This is a genomic window from Pseudomonas sp. PGPR40, assembly GCF_022014505.1.
Taxonomy (GTDB): Bacteria; Pseudomonadota; Gammaproteobacteria; order Pseudomonadales; family Pseudomonadaceae; genus Aquipseudomonas.
In genome coordinates this window covers 1-15,169 of the sequence record NZ_JAKLSP010000009.1, presented here as the reverse complement: position 1 = coordinate 15,169, position 15,169 = coordinate 1, and the positions used below count along the sequence as shown (strand labels likewise).

12 protein-coding genes, 4 tRNA genes and 1 riboswitch are annotated in these 15,169 nt (G+C 57.5%); of the genes, 10 read left to right on the top strand and 6 right to left on the bottom strand.

What is annotated here, in order from left to right:
• Window positions 1–79 precede the first annotated feature (79 nt).
• Complete coding sequence (locus tag MEB48_RS09835) at window positions 80–589, bottom strand: 6,7-dimethyl-8-ribityllumazine synthase (RefSeq protein WP_237884060.1); 510 nt, start codon at window positions 587–589, stop codon at window positions 80–82.
• Window positions 590–704: 115 nt separating this feature from the next.
• Window positions 705–876: riboswitch (FMN riboswitch) on the bottom strand.
• Window positions 877–1,073: 197 nt separating this feature from the next.
• Here MEB48_RS09835 and ltaE point away from each other — a divergent pair.
• The 7 genes from ltaE (at window position 1,074) to MEB48_RS09800 (ending at window position 7,036) form a co-directional block, all read left to right on the top strand.
• Window positions 1,074–2,078 carry a low-specificity L-threonine aldolase gene (gene ltaE / locus MEB48_RS09830; protein ID WP_237884058.1) on the top strand — a complete coding sequence of 335 codons (1,005 nt, stop codon included), beginning with the start codon at window positions 1,074–1,076 and terminating at the stop codon, window positions 2,076–2,078.
• A 146-nt stretch (window positions 2,079–2,224) separates the two neighbouring features.
• Complete coding sequence (alaS, locus tag MEB48_RS09825; protein WP_237884056.1) at window positions 2,225–4,846, top strand: alanine--tRNA ligase; 2,622 nt, start codon at window positions 2,225–2,227, stop codon at window positions 4,844–4,846.
• 87 nt (window positions 4,847–4,933) lie between these two features.
• A complete protein-coding gene (locus MEB48_RS09820; RefSeq protein WP_030131783.1) occupies window positions 4,934–6,175 on the top strand; it encodes an aspartate kinase in 1,242 nt (413 codons plus the stop codon).
• Window positions 6,176–6,362: 187 nt separating this feature from the next.
• Entirely contained in the window at window positions 6,363–6,551 is a 189-nt protein-coding gene (gene csrA / locus MEB48_RS09815; RefSeq protein WP_002554426.1) for a carbon storage regulator CsrA, read from the top strand.
• A 62-nt stretch (window positions 6,552–6,613) separates the two neighbouring features.
• Window positions 6,614–6,704 (top strand) — tRNA-Ser (locus MEB48_RS09810).
• Window positions 6,705–6,811: 107 nt separating this feature from the next.
• A tRNA-Arg gene (locus MEB48_RS09805) sits at window positions 6,812–6,888 on the top strand.
• A gap of 71 nt (window positions 6,889–6,959) precedes the next feature.
• A tRNA-Arg gene (locus tag MEB48_RS09800) sits at window positions 6,960–7,036 on the top strand.
• A gap of 19 nt (window positions 7,037–7,055) precedes the next feature.
• Here the strand turns inward: MEB48_RS09800 and MEB48_RS09795 are convergent.
• Window positions 7,056–7,574, bottom strand: a complete 519-nt coding sequence (locus MEB48_RS09795) for a cell envelope protein SmpA (RefSeq protein WP_237884054.1) — start codon at window positions 7,572–7,574, stop codon at window positions 7,056–7,058.
• 321 nt (window positions 7,575–7,895) lie between these two features.
• On the opposite strand from MEB48_RS09795, the gene mgtE reads away from it, so the two are divergent.
• Window positions 7,896–9,338 (top strand): magnesium transporter, encoded by a 1,443-nt coding sequence (gene mgtE / locus MEB48_RS09790; RefSeq protein WP_095051601.1) that lies wholly within the window; start codon window positions 7,896–7,898, stop codon window positions 9,336–9,338.
• A 101-nt stretch (window positions 9,339–9,439) separates the two neighbouring features.
• On the opposite strand, the gene MEB48_RS09785 is transcribed toward mgtE, so the two are convergent.
• Window positions 9,440–9,766, bottom strand: a complete 327-nt coding sequence (locus tag MEB48_RS09785) for an Arc family DNA-binding protein (protein WP_023966649.1) — start codon at window positions 9,764–9,766, stop codon at window positions 9,440–9,442.
• 386 nt (window positions 9,767–10,152) lie between these two features.
• Here MEB48_RS09785 and phnN point away from each other — a divergent pair, with 386 nt between their 5' ends.
• Window positions 10,153–10,725 (top strand): phosphonate metabolism protein/1,5-bisphosphokinase (PRPP-forming) PhnN, encoded by a 573-nt coding sequence (gene phnN / locus MEB48_RS09780; RefSeq protein WP_237884052.1) that lies wholly within the window; start codon window positions 10,153–10,155, stop codon window positions 10,723–10,725.
• On the opposite strand, the gene MEB48_RS09775 is transcribed toward phnN, so the two are convergent.
• Together MEB48_RS09775 and MEB48_RS09770 are read right to left on the bottom strand one after the other, a co-directional pair.
• Complete coding sequence (locus tag MEB48_RS09775) at window positions 10,700–10,879, bottom strand: PA3371 family protein (RefSeq protein WP_237884050.1); 180 nt, start codon at window positions 10,877–10,879, stop codon at window positions 10,700–10,702. The two genes, phnN and MEB48_RS09775, sit on opposite strands and share 26 nt — an antisense overlap.
• A 21-nt stretch (window positions 10,880–10,900) precedes the next feature.
• Window positions 10,901–11,134 carry a hypothetical protein gene (locus tag MEB48_RS09770; RefSeq protein WP_237884048.1) on the bottom strand — a complete coding sequence of 78 codons (234 nt, stop codon included), beginning with the start codon at window positions 11,132–11,134 and terminating at the stop codon, window positions 10,901–10,903.
• 291 nt (window positions 11,135–11,425) lie between these two features.
• Between MEB48_RS09770 and MEB48_RS09765 the strand changes: the two genes are divergently transcribed.
• Window positions 11,426–11,502 (top strand) — tRNA-Arg (locus tag MEB48_RS09765).
• 83 nt (window positions 11,503–11,585) lie between these two features.
• Here the strand turns inward: MEB48_RS09765 and MEB48_RS09760 are convergent.
• The coding region (locus MEB48_RS09760) for a beta strand repeat-containing protein (protein ID WP_237884046.1) at window positions 11,586–15,169 on the bottom strand (3,584 nt) is incomplete at its 5' end.

Here is a 15,169-nt window from a genome sequence, read left to right as displayed (position 1 = left end):
GGGACGCTCCGCGTCCCAAGAGCGGACGCAGAGCATCCATTGAGGCATTCCCACGCAGAGCGTGGGAACGATCATTCGACTAGACGGCTACCGCGCGGGGTTCGCTGCGACGCAACGCACGCATCTTGTGCAGCGTATCCGCGCAAGTCTTCGCCGCTTCCTGACCTTTATGCACGAAATGCTCGAAGAAGAATTTCTGATGTTCTTCGCCGGCATGGAAGTGGTGCGGGGTCAAAACCACCGAGAACACCGGCACTTCGGTTTCCAGTTGAACCTGCATCAGGCCGCTGATCACCGACTGGGCGACGAATTCGTGGCGATAGATGCCGCCGTCGACCACCAGGCCCGCCGCGACGATGCCGGCATAACGACCGGACTTGGCCAGCAGTTTGGCGTGCAGCGGAATTTCAAAGGCGCCGCCGACTTCGAAGAAATCGATGTCCGACTCCTGATAACCCTGAGCAATCATTTCGGTGACGAAGCCTTTACGGCTCTGATCAACGATTTCCTTGTGCCAGCAGGCCTGGATGAACGCGACGCGCTCGCCCTGATGGTTTTTGCTTTTGCTATCGATTGCGGTGGGTTGCATGTTCTGACTCCTGTTTGTGTAAAAAACAGGGCGTTATGAATCGAATGGGATTTAAGGGTACGCAGGCACAAGTGCCTACGGACGGCGCTTTGGTACAGAGCCTAGGCGGCGCCAATCCCGTTCTCTCTTCATCCGGACTATGACCGTCGGCCCCGGGATCACACCGGGTCTGCTGACCTTGTCGTCATTCACAGCCATTGCCGTGCCTGTCGCCAAGCGCTCGCGGGCTATGCGCATTGCGCGCAATTACCGCCGGTGGGGAGTTGCACCCCGCCCTGAGAACGTTTTGCCGCCAGATTGTTTGGCGGCGAAGCGTTTTTAACACATATTTCTCACCTGTGCATTGCTGCTATCTGATGATTGTTATCGACTTTTTCGTTGGCATATCCAGCCTTTTCCTAGGGCAAGGCTTGATTATTCGCCGACATGACCGCAGTAATTCCATCCTGAAAGGGATTTTCCCCTGCTTACCGAGGCCAGATTCATGAGCGTTATCGATCTTCGCAGCGACACCGTCACCCAACCGACCGCAGGGATGCTCGACGCGATGGCCAATGCAGCCACCGGTGACGACGTTTATGGCGAAGATCCAACGGTTAATCGTCTGGAAGCCGAAGTGGCAAAACGACTGGGTTTTGCCGCTGCGCTGTTCGTTCCGACGGGCACCATGAGCAACTTGCTGGGCCTGATGGCCCACTGCGATCGCGGTGACGAATACATTGTCGGTCAACAGGCCCACACCTATAAGTACGAAGGTGGCGGCGCGGCAGTGCTCGGTTCGATCCAGCCGCAGCCGCTGGAAGTGCAGGCCGATGGTTCGCTCGACCTGGCGCAGGTCGCCGCCGCGATCAAGCCGGATGACTTCCACTTCGCCCGCACCCGTTTGCTGGCGCTGGAAAACACCATGCAGGGCAAGGTTTTGCCGCTGGAGTATTTGGCTCAGGCTCGCCGTTTCACTCGTGAAAACGGTTTGGCGCTGCATCTGGATGGCGCACGGCTCTACAACGCGGCGGTCAAGCTGGGTGTCGATGCCCGGGAGATCACTCAACATTTCGATTCGGTTTCGGTCTGCCTGTCCAAAGGCCTGGGCGCGCCGATTGGTTCGGTGTTGTGCGGCTCGGTCGAGTTGATCGCCAAGGCGCGACGTCTGCGCAAGATGGTCGGTGGCGGCATGCGCCAGGCCGGGATTCTCGCCGCTGCGGGGCTTTATGCGCTGGAGAACCATATTCAGCGCCTGGCCGATGATCATGCCAATGCGCAGTTCCTGGCCGAAGGTCTGCGAGCGGCGGGCTATGAGGTCGAGCCGGTGCAGACCAATATGGTTTACGTGCAAATGGGCGACAAGGCCGAAGCGATCAAGGCCTTTGCTGCTACACGCGGGATCAAGCTCAGTGCTGCCGGTCGTCTGCGAATGGTCACGCACATGGACGTCAGCCGTGCGCAAATCGAACAAGTCGTCGCTACATTCGTCGAGTTTTCCCGCAACTGATCGCGTTAGCGGTCCAATTGACCGTTTCTATCGTATAAACACGCTGTACCCCGCGCGCAGGGCCGATATAATGCGGCCCTTTGCCGTCGCTTCGTCTGTTGACGTTTCGCACAGGCCTTTGGCCGCAGCCTCCGTGGAAGAACCTAATGAAAAGCGCAGAAATCCGTGAAGCCTTCCTTCGCTTCTTCGAAGAACAAGGCCACACCCGTGTAGCCTCCAGCTCTTTGATTCCGGGCAACGACCCAACCCTGCTGTTCACTAACGCGGGGATGAACCAGTTCAAGGACTGCTTTCTGGGCCAGGAAAAGCGCGCATACACCCGCGCTGTCAGCAGCCAGAAATGCGTGCGCGCCGGCGGCAAGCACAACGACCTGGAAAACGTCGGTTATACCGCCCGTCACCACACCTTCTTCGAAATGCTGGGTAACTTCAGCTTCGGTGATTATTTCAAGCGTGACGCCATCACCTACGCCTGGAACTTCCTGACCTCCGAGAAGTGGCTGAACCTGCCAAAAGAAAAGCTCTGGGTCACTGTCTATGCCAGCGATGACGAGGCGTATGACATCTGGACCCAAGACATCGGCGTGCCGGCCGAGCGCATGGTTCGCATCGGCGACAACAAGGGCGCGCCGTACGCATCCGACAACTTCTGGACCATGGGCGATACCGGCCCGTGCGGTCCTTGCACCGAGATTTTCTATGATCACGGCGCCGACATCTGGGGTGGCCCACCGGGCTCGCCGGAAGAAGACGGCGATCGTTACATCGAGATCTGGAACAACGTGTTCATGCAGTTCAACCGCACCGCTGATGGCGTGTTGCACCCGTTGCCAGCGCCGTCGGTGGACACCGGCATGGGTCTGGAGCGGATCAGTGCCGTGCTGCAGCACGTTCACTCAAACTATGAAATCGACCTGTTCCAGAGCCTGCTGAGCGCATCGGCCAAGGCCATCGGTTGCACCAACGACGCTCAGGCGTCGCTGAAAGTCGTGGCTGACCACATTCGTTCGTGCGGCTTCCTGATTGCCGATGGCGTGCTGCCGTCCAACGAAGGCCGCGGTTATGTGCTGCGCCGGATCATTCGTCGCGCTTGCCGTCACGGCAACAAACTGGGCGCCAAGGGCAGCTTCTTCTATCAAATCGTTGCGGCGTTGGTCGCCGAGATGGGCGAAGCGTTCCCTGAGCTGAAATCCCAACAGGCGCACATCGAACGCGTGCTGAAAGCCGAAGAAGAGCAATTCGCCAAGACCCTGGAGCAGGGCTTGAAGATCCTCGAGCAGGACCTGGCCGAACTCAAAGGCGACGTGGTACCGGGCGACGTGGTGTTCAAACTCTACGACACCTATGGCTTCCCGATGGACCTGACCGGCGACATCGCTCGCGAGCGCAGCCTGACCATCGACGAGGAAGGCTTCGAGCGCGAAATGGAAGCCCAGCGAGTGCGTGCCCGCTCCGCCAGCTCCTTCGGCATGGACTACAACAGCCTGGTCAAGGTTGATGTGGCCACCGAGTTCACCGGTTACACCGCTCACAGCGGTTCCGCCAAAATCGTTGCTCTCTATAAAGAAGGGCAATCGGTTGACGTACTGAGCGAAGGCGAAGAGGGTGTGGTCGTTCTTGATCAGACGCCGTTCTATGCAGAGTCCGGTGGTCAGATTGGTGATTGCGGCTTCCTCCAGGCTGGCGCTGCGCGTTTCGACGTGCGCGACACCACCAAGACCGGCGGTGCATTCCTGCACCACGGTGTGCTGGATTCGGGCAGCCTGATCGTAGGTGCTCCGGTGGAGACTCATGTCGATGCCGAAGTGCGTCACGCGACTTCGCTGAACCACTCGGCCACTCACTTGCTGCACGCCGCATTGCGCCAGGTGCTGGGCGAGCACGTTCAGCAGAAAGGTTCGCTGGTCGATAGTCAGCGTCTGCGCTTTGACTTCAGCCACTTCGAAGCGATCAAGCCTGAGCAACTGAAAGCGCTGGAAGACATCGTCAACGCCGAGATTCGCAAGAACTCCGAAGTTGAAACCGAAGAAACCGACATCGAAAACGCCAAGCAAAAAGGCGCCATGGCGCTGTTCGGCGAGAAGTACGGCGACAGCGTTCGCGTGTTGAGCATGGGCGATTTCTCCGTCGAGCTGTGCGGCGGTATTCACGCCACCCGTACTGGCGACATCGGCCTGCTGAAAATCATCAGCGAAGGCGGTGTGGCTTCCGGTGTGCGTCGTATCGAGGCAGTGACCGGCGCGGCAGCTCTGGCCTACTTGAACGCGGCTGAAGAACAACTCAAGGAAGCGGCCAGCCTGGTCAAGGGCAGCCGCGATAACCTGATCGACAAGCTGTCGGCTGTGCTGGAGCGCAACCGTCTGCTGGAGAAGCAACTCGAGCAGTTGCAGGCCAAGGCGGCCAGCGCGGCGGGCGACGATCTGTCGGCTTCTGCCCTGGACGTCAAAGGCGTGAAAGTGCTGGCCGTGCGTCTGGACGGTCAGGATGGCAAGGCGCTGCTGGCGCTGGTTGATCAACTGAAGAACAAACTCGGCCGCGCAGTGATCCTGCTCGGCAGTGTCCATGAGGAAAAGGTCGTTCTGGTTGCAGGCGTGACCAAAGACCTGACTGGCCAACTCAAAGCCGGTGATTTGATGAAGCAGGCTGCTGCGGCAGTGGGCGGGAAGGGCGGTGGTCGTCCAGACATGGCGCAGGGCGGTGGTACTGACGCTGGCGCACTGGATGCCGCATTGGCCCTGACTGTTCCATTTGTAGAGCAGGGTTTATAAGGCAGTGTGTCTGGCTCGCGGTCTAGTGGTGGGCCAGACGCTGTTTGAGATTATTGGGCGCCCTTCATGGGCAGAGGCGGCTTTGAAATGGCTTTGATCGTACAGAAATTTGGAGGCACCTCAGTCGGCACTGTCGAGAGAATCGAGCAGGTCGCCGACAAGGTTAAGAAATTCCGCGATGCGGGCGATGACCTGGTGGTTGTGCTGTCTGCAATGAGTGGCGAAACCAACCGTCTGATCGATCTTGCCAAGCAAATCAGTGGCGACGGCCAGCCGGTTCCTCGCGAGCTGGATGTGATCGTTTCCACCGGTGAGCAGGTGACGATTGCACTGTTGGCCATGGCGTTGATCAAGCGCGGCGTGCCAGCGGTGTCGTACACCGGCAATCAGGTACGGATTCTGACGGATAGCGCGCACAATAAAGCGCGTATCTTGCAGATCGATGACCAGAAGATTCGTGGCGACCTGAAGGCCGGTCGTGTGGTGGTTGTCGCCGGTTTCCAGGGCGTCGACGAACACGGCAATATCACCACCCTCGGTCGTGGCGGTTCCGACACCACCGGTGTGGCGCTGGCGGCAGCCCTGAAGGCTGACGAATGCCAGATCTACACCGACGTCGACGGCGTCTACACCACCGACCCGCGTGTGGTGTCCGTGGCTCAGCGCCTGGACAAGATCACCTTTGAAGAGATGCTGGAAATGGCCAGCCTCGGTTCCAAGGTGTTGCAGATCCGTGCGGTGGAATTCGCCGGCAAGTACAACGTTCCGCTGCGCGTACTGCACAGCTTCAAGGAGGGTCCGGGCACCCTCATTACTATTGATGAAGAGGAAACCATGGAACAGCCGATCATTTCCGGCATCGCTTTCAACCGCGATGAAGCCAAGCTGACCATCCGTGGCGTGCCAGACACCCCGGGCGTGGCGTTCAAGATTCTCGGCCCGATCAGTGCCGCGAACATCGAAGTCGACATGATCGTGCAGAACGTTGCGCACGATAACACCACCGACTTCACCTTCACCGTGCACCGCAATGACTACCAGTCGGCGCAAACCGTGCTGGAAAACACCGCTCGCGAGATCGGTGCCCGTGAAGTCGTTGGCGACACCAAGATCGCCAAGGTCTCGATCGTCGGCGTCGGCATGCGCTCCCACGCAGGTGTGGCCAGCCGTATGTTCGAATCCCTGGCGAAAGAGAGCATCAACATCCAGATGATCTCGACGTCGGAAATCAAGGTGTCCGTGGTGATCGAAGAGAAGTACCTGGAACTGGCTGTGCGCGCTCTGCACACGGCTTTCGAACTGGATGCGCCGGCCCGACAGGGCGAGTAAATACGGTTCTCCAAGGGCGCGGTCTGACCGCGCCCTTCGTTTTTTTGAATGGCGCGTACCAAAACTGTTCTTTTGCTCGCGCTAGTCAATACTCAGGCATGTAGGGCTGCGATCGCTCCGGTTGTAGGTCGAATGCCTTTTTTTTGCAGACTGTTGTCCCTGAAATGAAATGCGTGAGGAGAAAGGTATGCTGATTCTGACTCGTCGGTGCGCAGAAAGCCTGATTATTGGTGATGGCGAAATCACTGTGACCGTGCTCGGCGTTAAAGGAAATCAAGTGCGTATCGGTGTAAACGCCCCGAAAGAGGTTGCTGTGCACCGTGAAGAAATTTACCTGCGTATAAAGAAAGAGAAGGACGAAGAACCAAGCCATTAATTTTTATCGTTTTTTATGTTTGCAAACGGGGAAAAGGTTGGTTAAGATACGCCCCGTGTTGCGGAGAGCTGGCCGAGTGGCCGAAGGCGCTCCCCTGCTAAGGGAGTACACCTCAAAAGGGTGTCGGGGGTTCGAATCCCCCGTTCTCCGCCATTATTTGCGTAGTACGTTGTAATCTGGCTTCTTCGGTAAGTTGTTGAAATTACTAGAAAAAGTGCTTTACAAAAAGATTTAACGGCCTATAATGCGCGGCAACAAATGCACTCGTAGCTCAGCTGGATAGAGTACTCGGCTACGAACCGAGCGGTCACAGGTTCGAATCCTGTCGAGTGCACCATTTAAGAGTTGTTTGCAGTAATGTGAATAACTTGGCTTCAACCAGTTGTGATCTGGTATAAAAACACAAATGCACTCGTAGCTCAGCTGGATAGAGTACTCGGCTACGAACCGAGCGGTCACAGGTTCGAATCCTGTCGAGTGCACCAAACAACAAAAAGCCCGCGTTTAACGCGGGCTTTTTGCCGTCTGCGATTTGGCTTTTCCTTTGGTACAACCTTTCTCGTCGAATTCGATATGAGCACTGCGCCCGCGCTTGTTGTCATAGCGGTAGCTTGTGGCTGAATTGCGGGTGCTGATCTTGTCGGGTTTGCCGAGAGCGCTCTCGACGTCCTGCTGACTCATGCCGGCAACGATCCGCTGATTGATGATCGCTATGCGGCGTTCCTTCGCGCTGAGCAGATTTCCACATTTGTCCTCGGACTGACCAGCGACTGTCGGTTCTCTCCTTTTAAATTTTGTACCTGATGTTTCGCGAAGCTCGGCTTCAGGCATCAGAGGTGTCGCGCTGCCTGGCAGGAACGTGCGTACGTCTTGAAGTGAAAGGCGTTCTCCGGCTGTACAGCTCAATGTCGTGAAGGTGATGTGCCCATTGGCGGCTTCGCATCGGTGAACGGTCGTGGCAAGCGCCTGGGGCAGCTGGCAGAGCAGGGTAGCAAGCAAATAATAATGAGCATTCGATGACATTCGACGTCCTCCATGACGGTCTCCATCAAGGGTAGCCATTACATTTTTCGACGCCGGTGTGTTTTCTTTTCAGGATAAGTCGTCGCAGTTTCATGGATCAGGACGGTGCTCAAGTTTGTCTTGCAAGCGCTTGTTTCAGCCACGATTTTTTAACGTTTAAAACCGTCAGGCGGTGTTATCATTGCGCCCGTCAGCCCCGCCGGGGCTTGTGGAATACCTCCATGGACTTACCCAGTAGTTACTCAGTATCCCGTTTTTACAATCATGAATTGACTGATTGATCCTTCCGGCGTGCCCCGCTGCTGGGAGTGGAGTTCGCCTATGTCCGAAGTTGAAGTAAAGAAAACGCAGGAAAGCTTGCAGGACCGCCTCGCTCAAGTCGTTGAGCTGCTGCAGCGCCAGCGAGTGGTCGAAGACCTGACTCATCGCCAGGAAGGTCCGCATCACGACCGGGTCGAGAACCTGGTTCACCGGCAAAACCTCGTCGAGTTGCAGCGCAAGCTCGATGATTTGCACTCCGCCGATGTTGCCTACATCCTTGAAGCCTTGCCGCTGGACGATCGTCTGACGGTCTGGCAATTGGTCAAGGCCGATCGCGACGGCGATATTCTGCTCGAAGTATCCGATTCGGTTCGTGAAACCCTGATCGCCGACATGGACGATCACGAGCTCCTGGCGGCGGCCAAGGACATGGATGCCGACGAGCTCGCTGACCTGGCCTCCGAGCTGCCGCGAGACGTCGTCCACGAGCTGATGGAAACCCTCGATGGTCAACAGCGTGAGCGCGTCCGCTCCGCGTTGTCCTATGACGAGGAGCAGGTCGGTGCGCTGATGGACTTCGAGATGGTGACCATCCGTGAGGATGTCAGTCTCGAAGTGGTTTTGCGTTACCTGCGCCGTCTCAAGGAGCTGCCGGGCCACACCGACAAACTGTTCGTGGTCGATTACGACGGCGTGCTCAAGGGCGTGTTGCCGATCAAGCGTCTGCTGGTCAACGATCCGGAAAAGCAGGTGTCGGAAGTGATGGCCAGCGACCCGGTGAGTTTTCATCCGGACGAAGACGCTTACGAGGCCGCCCAGGCATTCGAACGTTATGACTTGATCTCGGCCCCCGTGGTCGACAAGAACGACAAGCTGATCGGCCGCCTGACCATCGATGAAATGGTCGACCTGATTCGTGAAGAGAGCGAAAACGAAGTTCTCAACATGGCGGGTCTGCGTGAAGAAGAAGATATTTTCGCGTCAGTCTGGAAATCCCTGCGCAACCGTTGGGCCTGGCTGGCGGTGAACTTGATCACCGCATTCATTGCATCCCGGGTGATCGGTTTGTTCGAAGGCTCCATCGAGAAACTGGTCGCGCTCGCGGCATTGATGCCGATCGTCGCTGGTATTGGTGGCAACTCGGGTAACCAGACGATCACCATGATCGTTCGGGCCATGGCGTTGGACCAGGTCAGTACCGGCAATACGTCGCGACTGATGCGCAAGGAGTTGGCGGTCGGTTTGATCAATGGTTTGGTCTGGGGCGGCGTGATTGGTGTGGTGGCCTATCTGCTTTATGGCAGTTGGTCACTGGGCGTGGTGATGACTGCCGCCATGACGCTTAACCTGTTGCTTGCGGCATTGATGGGGGTTTTGATTCCGATGACCCTGGCGCGGCTTGGACGCGACCCGGCAATGGGCGCCAGTGTGATGATCACTGCCATGACCGACAGTGGTGGCTTTTTCATCTTCCTCGGGCTGGCGACGATTTTCCTGCTGTAACATCCTCTTCAAAACAACCCGCCCAATCGGCGGGTTTTTTTTAGCCAAATTTCAGGCAAAAAAAAGCCAGCAATTACGCTGGCTTGAACTTTCGGGATGAATCAGGAAGCGTCTGCGGCCATTTCGGTGTCATGGGCGATCAGTGAAACCAGAGCGTTTTGCTGACGGTGGGAGAGTTGGCGGAAGCGTTGCAGCAGTTCGCGTTCGTGCAAAGACAACTCGGGGCTGTCCAGGCGCATGCTCAATTCTTCACCCAATGCGCCTTCCTGAATAAGGCTCTGCTCAAGGCGCGCGATGATTTCGGAGTTCATGCTGCGATGATGATTGCGAGCCACTTCGGCAATGCGTTCACGCATTCCGTCTGGCAGACGTACGACGAACTTGTCAGCCGTACGGCTGGAATAAATTGCCTGTTTCAATGGGCGCATATATTTAACCGGTTAGTTCAGGGGAGCGGTTCTCGGGATAGGCCGCAGGATGTCAGATAGGACAAGCACTCCGGCCAAATGTTCAACCTGAATTGGTAGAGGCGCGCATCATGCCTCAAATTAGCCAGATCATTGGCGTCAATTCTGTGACAAATATTGATCTGGGTAAAGGCTTAATGCCAGCACCTATTTCAGAAATGCGGACTGGTTTGAAAATGATCCATGAGTCCGTATTGCTGACCGCGTCCTCTTGCCCGACAGGTGATGCCCGAAGACGCCTGAAGGTGCATGCTATGCGGATTCGATCCTTGTTCCTTACCTTTATACAGGATAGTGGCAAATGGCCGATTTACTAGTACGGACTCGTGGCGCGGGATGATTTCAGGATGGGTGGCAGGCTTATTTATTTAATGGGGCCTTCGGGATCCGGTAAGGACAGCCTCATCGAAGCCGCTCGTGAACCGTTGCGCGCAGCCAATTGTGAGGTTGTGCGCCGCGTTATCACGCGCTCGGCGGAGTCCGTGGGTGAAGACGCCATCGAGGTGTCCGGCGAGGAGTTCGAGCGACGCAGGGCTAAAGGGGATTTTGCGCTGTCGTGGCAAGCCAATGGGCTGGATTACGGTATTCCGGTGGGCATAGACCAATGGCTCGCTGACGGTCGCGATGTGTTGATCAACGGTTCGCGCGGACACCTGGCCGAAGCGCGACAGCGTTATCCAACGCTATTGCCGGTGTTGTTGACGGTCAAGGATGAAGCCCTGCGTGAGCGTCTGCTACGGCGGGGGCGTGAGAGCCCGACAGAAATTGAAGCAAGACTGCGCCGTAACGGGCTATTCAGGGCTGACGATTCAATCGGTGATATGCGGATCCGCCGCCTCGATAACTCCGGCAACCTTGCTGACACCGTCGCCAATCTTCTGAAACTACTGAGCCTCAGCGCAAAACCGGATCGAACTTGATCTTGCGCCCGGCGATCAGTGCCAGCACGAACAATGCACCGAACACGCCGCAGGCAATCAGGGGCAGGGTGACAATCGTGTCCTGGACCAATGACAGATGAAGGATGCCACTCAGTAAGGCGAGGATGAAACATCCTGCGGCTGATTTGGACATGCTGTGCTCCTGATGGGAGATTCAAAATACCAAGCGTTCGAAAGACTGTGTGCGCTGCTGAATAGTCTCTTGGCTCACCTCTTGGCCGACAACCCTGCGTTGATCGTTCGCCAATGCCAATTGAGGCGTTTTTTGCAGCTGCAGATAATGAGGGATGCGTTGAGCAATCGTTGCAGCGTCGTTTTCGGGGAAGAAATGAAAACCTAACAGAACCGCCAAAGCGACTGCATTCGCGATTAAAAGCGCGCTGTTCATGGCGCTGATCTCCTGTGTTCTGTGAGAACAGTCGAAGCAGCCCGCATGCCAAAAGTTTAACGGCTATTAAATCCTTTAAAAACAACGAATTAAGATATCTTTGAAAAATATCCGCATTGCATTTTGCAATGATGGCATTTTGCGGTGATGCAATTTGCACGGTAAACAAAGCCACGCTACCGTGAGGCGTCTGCCTACACTTAAAAAGCCCTACGGACGACATGACAAACACGGGCCTGCCCGTTAACATGCACGCCGTCCATCGCTGCGCATCCTTGCACAGCGACTTGTGTCTCAGTAGCTCAATTGGATAGAGCATCCCCCTCCTAAGGGGAAGGTTGGCAGTTCGAACCTGCCCTGGGACACCATATTTTTGAAAGCCCCACACAGAGTGATCTGGCGGGGCTTTTTTGTGGCTGTCTGCAGCGGTTGGATTCAACTCCGCCCATCATCAAGCCGTCAATGTATGGTCAGCCTCCCCGAACCAAGTGCGCACCAGATCGGTACCGCTCGTACCCGTGTTGGCAAGGACCGCCACATCGGCGAAGTTCGTCCCATTGGCTGCGCCATCGGCATCCACCTGCACGGTGATATCGCTGCCTGATTGCGCCAGTTGGACGAAGTCGGATGCCTGGCTGATACCACTGACGAAGTTGGCGCTAAGTAGCGCGGAGAGGTCGAGCGCATCACCTTCGGCGAAGTTGTAGTCGAGGATGGTGTCCCCGCCTTCAGCCTCGTTGAGGTAGGCGAACACATCGGCTCCCGCGCCACCGCTGAGCGTGTCCTCCCCGCCACGACCTGCGAGGATGTCATTGCCTTCGCCACCACTGAGTACGTCCGCCGCCATGCTGCCCACCAGCGTACCGCTGGATGCGCCGTTGTAACTGACCTGGGTGCCGGTCTCGCCGCCGGTGACCTGGAAGTCTTCCACCGTGTAATGACCCAGCAGGTTCACCTCGGCCCGATGCACGCCGTCGTCCACCGTCAGTAGGCCGCCGGCACCAGAGGCGTTGGCGCTGTAGCTGAGCTGGGTGTTGGCGCCGAAGGCGAGATCGCCGAAGGTCAGCATGTCATCGCTTTCCAGACCGAGGATGCCGACCAGCGAGCTTGCTACTTCGGCTTGTGCGATCACCAGCGTCCCCGCACCTTCGCCGTGGAAGGCGACAGACCCATGTACTGCGCCATCGAAGCTCAGGGTCGCGTCGCCGTCGATAGTGGCGCTGCCGTTGCCCATCACGTCGGCCAGCAGGCGCAGGTCGCCACCGTTGGCCCACAAGTGACCAGAGTTATCGACCGCGCTGGCCACCGTCATGCCGCCTTCACCGGTGGATTCCAACACTCCGCTGTTGGTGATGGTGTGGCTGCCGGTGTCGAGCACCAGGCTGTTCAGCCCGCTGGCCAGGATCAGCCCCGCATTGACCAGCACCATCTGCCCGGCGCCCAATTGCCCGGCACCGGAAATACGGTTGTCGGCATTGGTCAGCACGGTGTCGGTGCTGCCGCCGAAAATCACATTTTGCGCGCTGTCGGATAGCAGTACCTGGCCACCACCGGTCAAGGTCGCACCGCGGAAAAGAATTTCCAGCTCGGTTTCGCTGCCGGTGGAGCCGAGTTCGATGGTGCCACTGTTTTGAATGCTGCCACCGAATGGCATGATCGCGCCGTCGGCAATGGTGAGGGTGCCGGTATTGGTCATGACCGGGTCCACATCGAACTGGAAGTTCGCTTCGCTCAAGTCCGCCGCATCGACGCCTTTCAGGGTGACCGACTGGCCGGAGCTGATGCTGACCAGCGCATTGCCGTTGGCGTCGTTGGTGATACTCAGATCAGCAAAGCTGTTGATGCCTGGGAAACCGATCAAGTCGATCTTGTCCGCCGTGACATCGAAACTGTAGATCTGGTTGTTACCGATCGGCTGGGCGAAGACGAAAATGTCGGCACCGGACGAGCCAGTCAGGTTGTCGTCAGCGGACAAGGCGAAGATCGGCGCGTCGGGGGCAAAGGCCTCAACGTTATTGAACACATAGGAACTGCCTACACTGCCGTCTGCGTTGGTCCAGGTCATGTTGATGTGGAGCACCGTGGCGCCTGTGTAGCCTTCTGGTGTTGTCACGGTCAATGCGCCGGGATCACTGGTCTGCACGGTCCAGCTGCCGTCGCCGTTGTTGGTTCCGGTGTTTAGAATCCAATTTGACGGAACGTCGGTAACTGTGACAACAAAGCTGTCGCTCAGGCCTGCGGATGGATCGGCAATCGCAAGGTTTATCGCTTCTCCGGACACTCCCGCAGGGTAAGTCAGGCTAATGCTTGTTGCAGCACTAACGTTGCCTGCCGCGTCCGTAGCCGTGACAAATAGCGTCTTGGTACCCGTAAACTTGCCATCCAAATCAATATTGGCGAATTGACCGCCGGTATTGGTCGTTCCGGTCCCAATTTCTGTGTCGCCGGCGCCAAATACGCCGTTGCCATTGTCCAGGTAAACCTTAATGGATGAGTTTGCCTCGGCGCTCCCTGAAAGCTTATGGTTTGGGCCACCGGTCTTGTTGTAAGTCAGCCCAGTTGGTGACGCTGGCGGTGTCATATCAACTGGAGTCTCAACTACGTTCTGCACGTTTACCGTAATCGTTTGGGTGTCGGTTCCGCCATTGCCGTCGGCCACCTGAACGTCCACAACATAGGCATTGTCACCGTCAGCACCACCGACATCCTGGGCGTTCTCGTAATCCGGCGCCGAATTGAACGTTAGCACCCCGCTTGAGCTGATCGAAAACTTGCCGAAGTCCGTCCCGGCCGTATTCAGGATCGAGTAACTCAGGGTTTGCGCCGGAAGATCAGCATCGGTAGCCGTCACTGTCGTGATCGCCGTGCTGTTCTCCGCCACGCTGACCGAGGCCGTCGCACCACCGCCGTTGGAGGTGATCACCGGGTTGTTGTCATTGACGCCCGTCACGCTCACCGCGAGCGCCTGGTCATCAAACAGCGTGCCGTCCGATGCCCGCACAATCACGTCATAGACGTTGTTCGTTCCCGAATCAGTCGGGATCTCAAAGTTGGGCGCAGAGATAAAGCTCAGCGCGCCCGTGCCTGAAACGATCGAGAACTTCGCGGCATCGGCTCCGCCAACGATGCTGTAGCTCAGCGTTTGTGCCGGAAGATCAACGTCGGTTGCTACCACCGTCGTAACCACGGTGCTGTTCTCCGCCACGCTGACCGAGGCCGTCGCACCACCGCCGTTGGAGGTGATCGTCGGCGAGTCGTTGCTGCCGTTGATGGTCACCGTCACCGCAGTCGCGGTGCCGTCGGCACTGAGTACTGCGAAGGTGTCGGTCAGGCTGTCGCCGACATTCAGTGTGTCGAAGGCTGAGTTGGCGGTATAGCTCCAGTTACCCGCGGTATTGATGGCGAAGGTTCCGTTGGCGCCAGCGGTACCGGATTGGGCCTGGAAGGTTTCCGGGCTGTCGATGTCGCTGATGGTCAGGGTGCCACCGGTGGTCAGCGGAGCATTGGTTTCGGTCAGCGTGACGCTGGCGGAGGACAGCACGGCGGCGTCGTTGCTCCCAAGGATATGCACGGTGACTGAGGTGACGGTGCCATCGGCGCTGCTTACGGCGAAGGTGTCGGTGTAGGTGGTGCCGGCGACGAACTCGTTGTGGGCGGAGTCGGCGACATAGCTCCAGGCACCGTCAGTGCCGATGGAGAATTTGCCATAACTGCCGGCGACGTTGCTCTGCGCGACGAAGGTCGCGGCGCTGTCGACGTCGCTGATGGTGAGGGTGCCGGAGGTGCTCAGTGGGGCATCGGTTTCGGTCAGGTTGGCGATGTCGGCGGACAACAGCGCGGCATCGTTAGTGCCAGTGATATGGACAGTGACCGAAGTGACGGTGCCATCGGCGCTGCTCACCGAGAATGTGTCGGTGTAGGTGGTGCCGGCGACGAACTCGTTGTGGGCGGAGTCGGCGACATAGCTCCAGGCACCGTCAGTGCCGATGGAGAATTTGCCATAACTGCCGGCGACGTTGCTCTGCGCGACGAAGG

Coding starts and splice junctions, on each gene's coding strand:
- MEB48_RS09820 (WP_030131783.1), top strand. CDS start 4,934: ATGGCTTTGATCGTACAGAAATTTGGAGGCACCTCAGTCGGCACTGTC.
- MEB48_RS09775 (WP_237884050.1), bottom strand. CDS start 10,879: ATGTCCAAATCAGCCGCAGGATGTTTCATCCTCGCCTTACTGAGTGGC.
- mgtE (WP_095051601.1), top strand. CDS start 7,896: ATGTCCGAAGTTGAAGTAAAGAAAACGCAGGAAAGCTTGCAGGACCGC.
- MEB48_RS09795 (WP_237884054.1), bottom strand. CDS start 7,574: ATGTCATCGAATGCTCATTATTATTTGCTTGCTACCCTGCTCTGCCAG.
- ltaE (WP_237884058.1), top strand. CDS start 1,074: ATGAGCGTTATCGATCTTCGCAGCGACACCGTCACCCAACCGACCGCA.
- MEB48_RS09785 (WP_023966649.1), bottom strand. CDS start 9,766: ATGCGCCCATTGAAACAGGCAATTTATTCCAGCCGTACGGCTGACAAG.
- csrA (WP_002554426.1), top strand. CDS start 6,363: ATGCTGATTCTGACTCGTCGGTGCGCAGAAAGCCTGATTATTGGTGAT.
- phnN (WP_237884052.1), top strand. CDS start 10,153: ATGGGTGGCAGGCTTATTTATTTAATGGGGCCTTCGGGATCCGGTAAG.
- MEB48_RS09770 (WP_237884048.1), bottom strand. CDS start 11,134: ATGAACAGCGCGCTTTTAATCGCGAATGCAGTCGCTTTGGCGGTTCTG.
- alaS (WP_237884056.1), top strand. CDS start 2,225: ATGAAAAGCGCAGAAATCCGTGAAGCCTTCCTTCGCTTCTTCGAAGAA.
- MEB48_RS09835 (WP_237884060.1), bottom strand. CDS start 589: ATGCAACCCACCGCAATCGATAGCAAAAGCAAAAACCATCAGGGCGAG.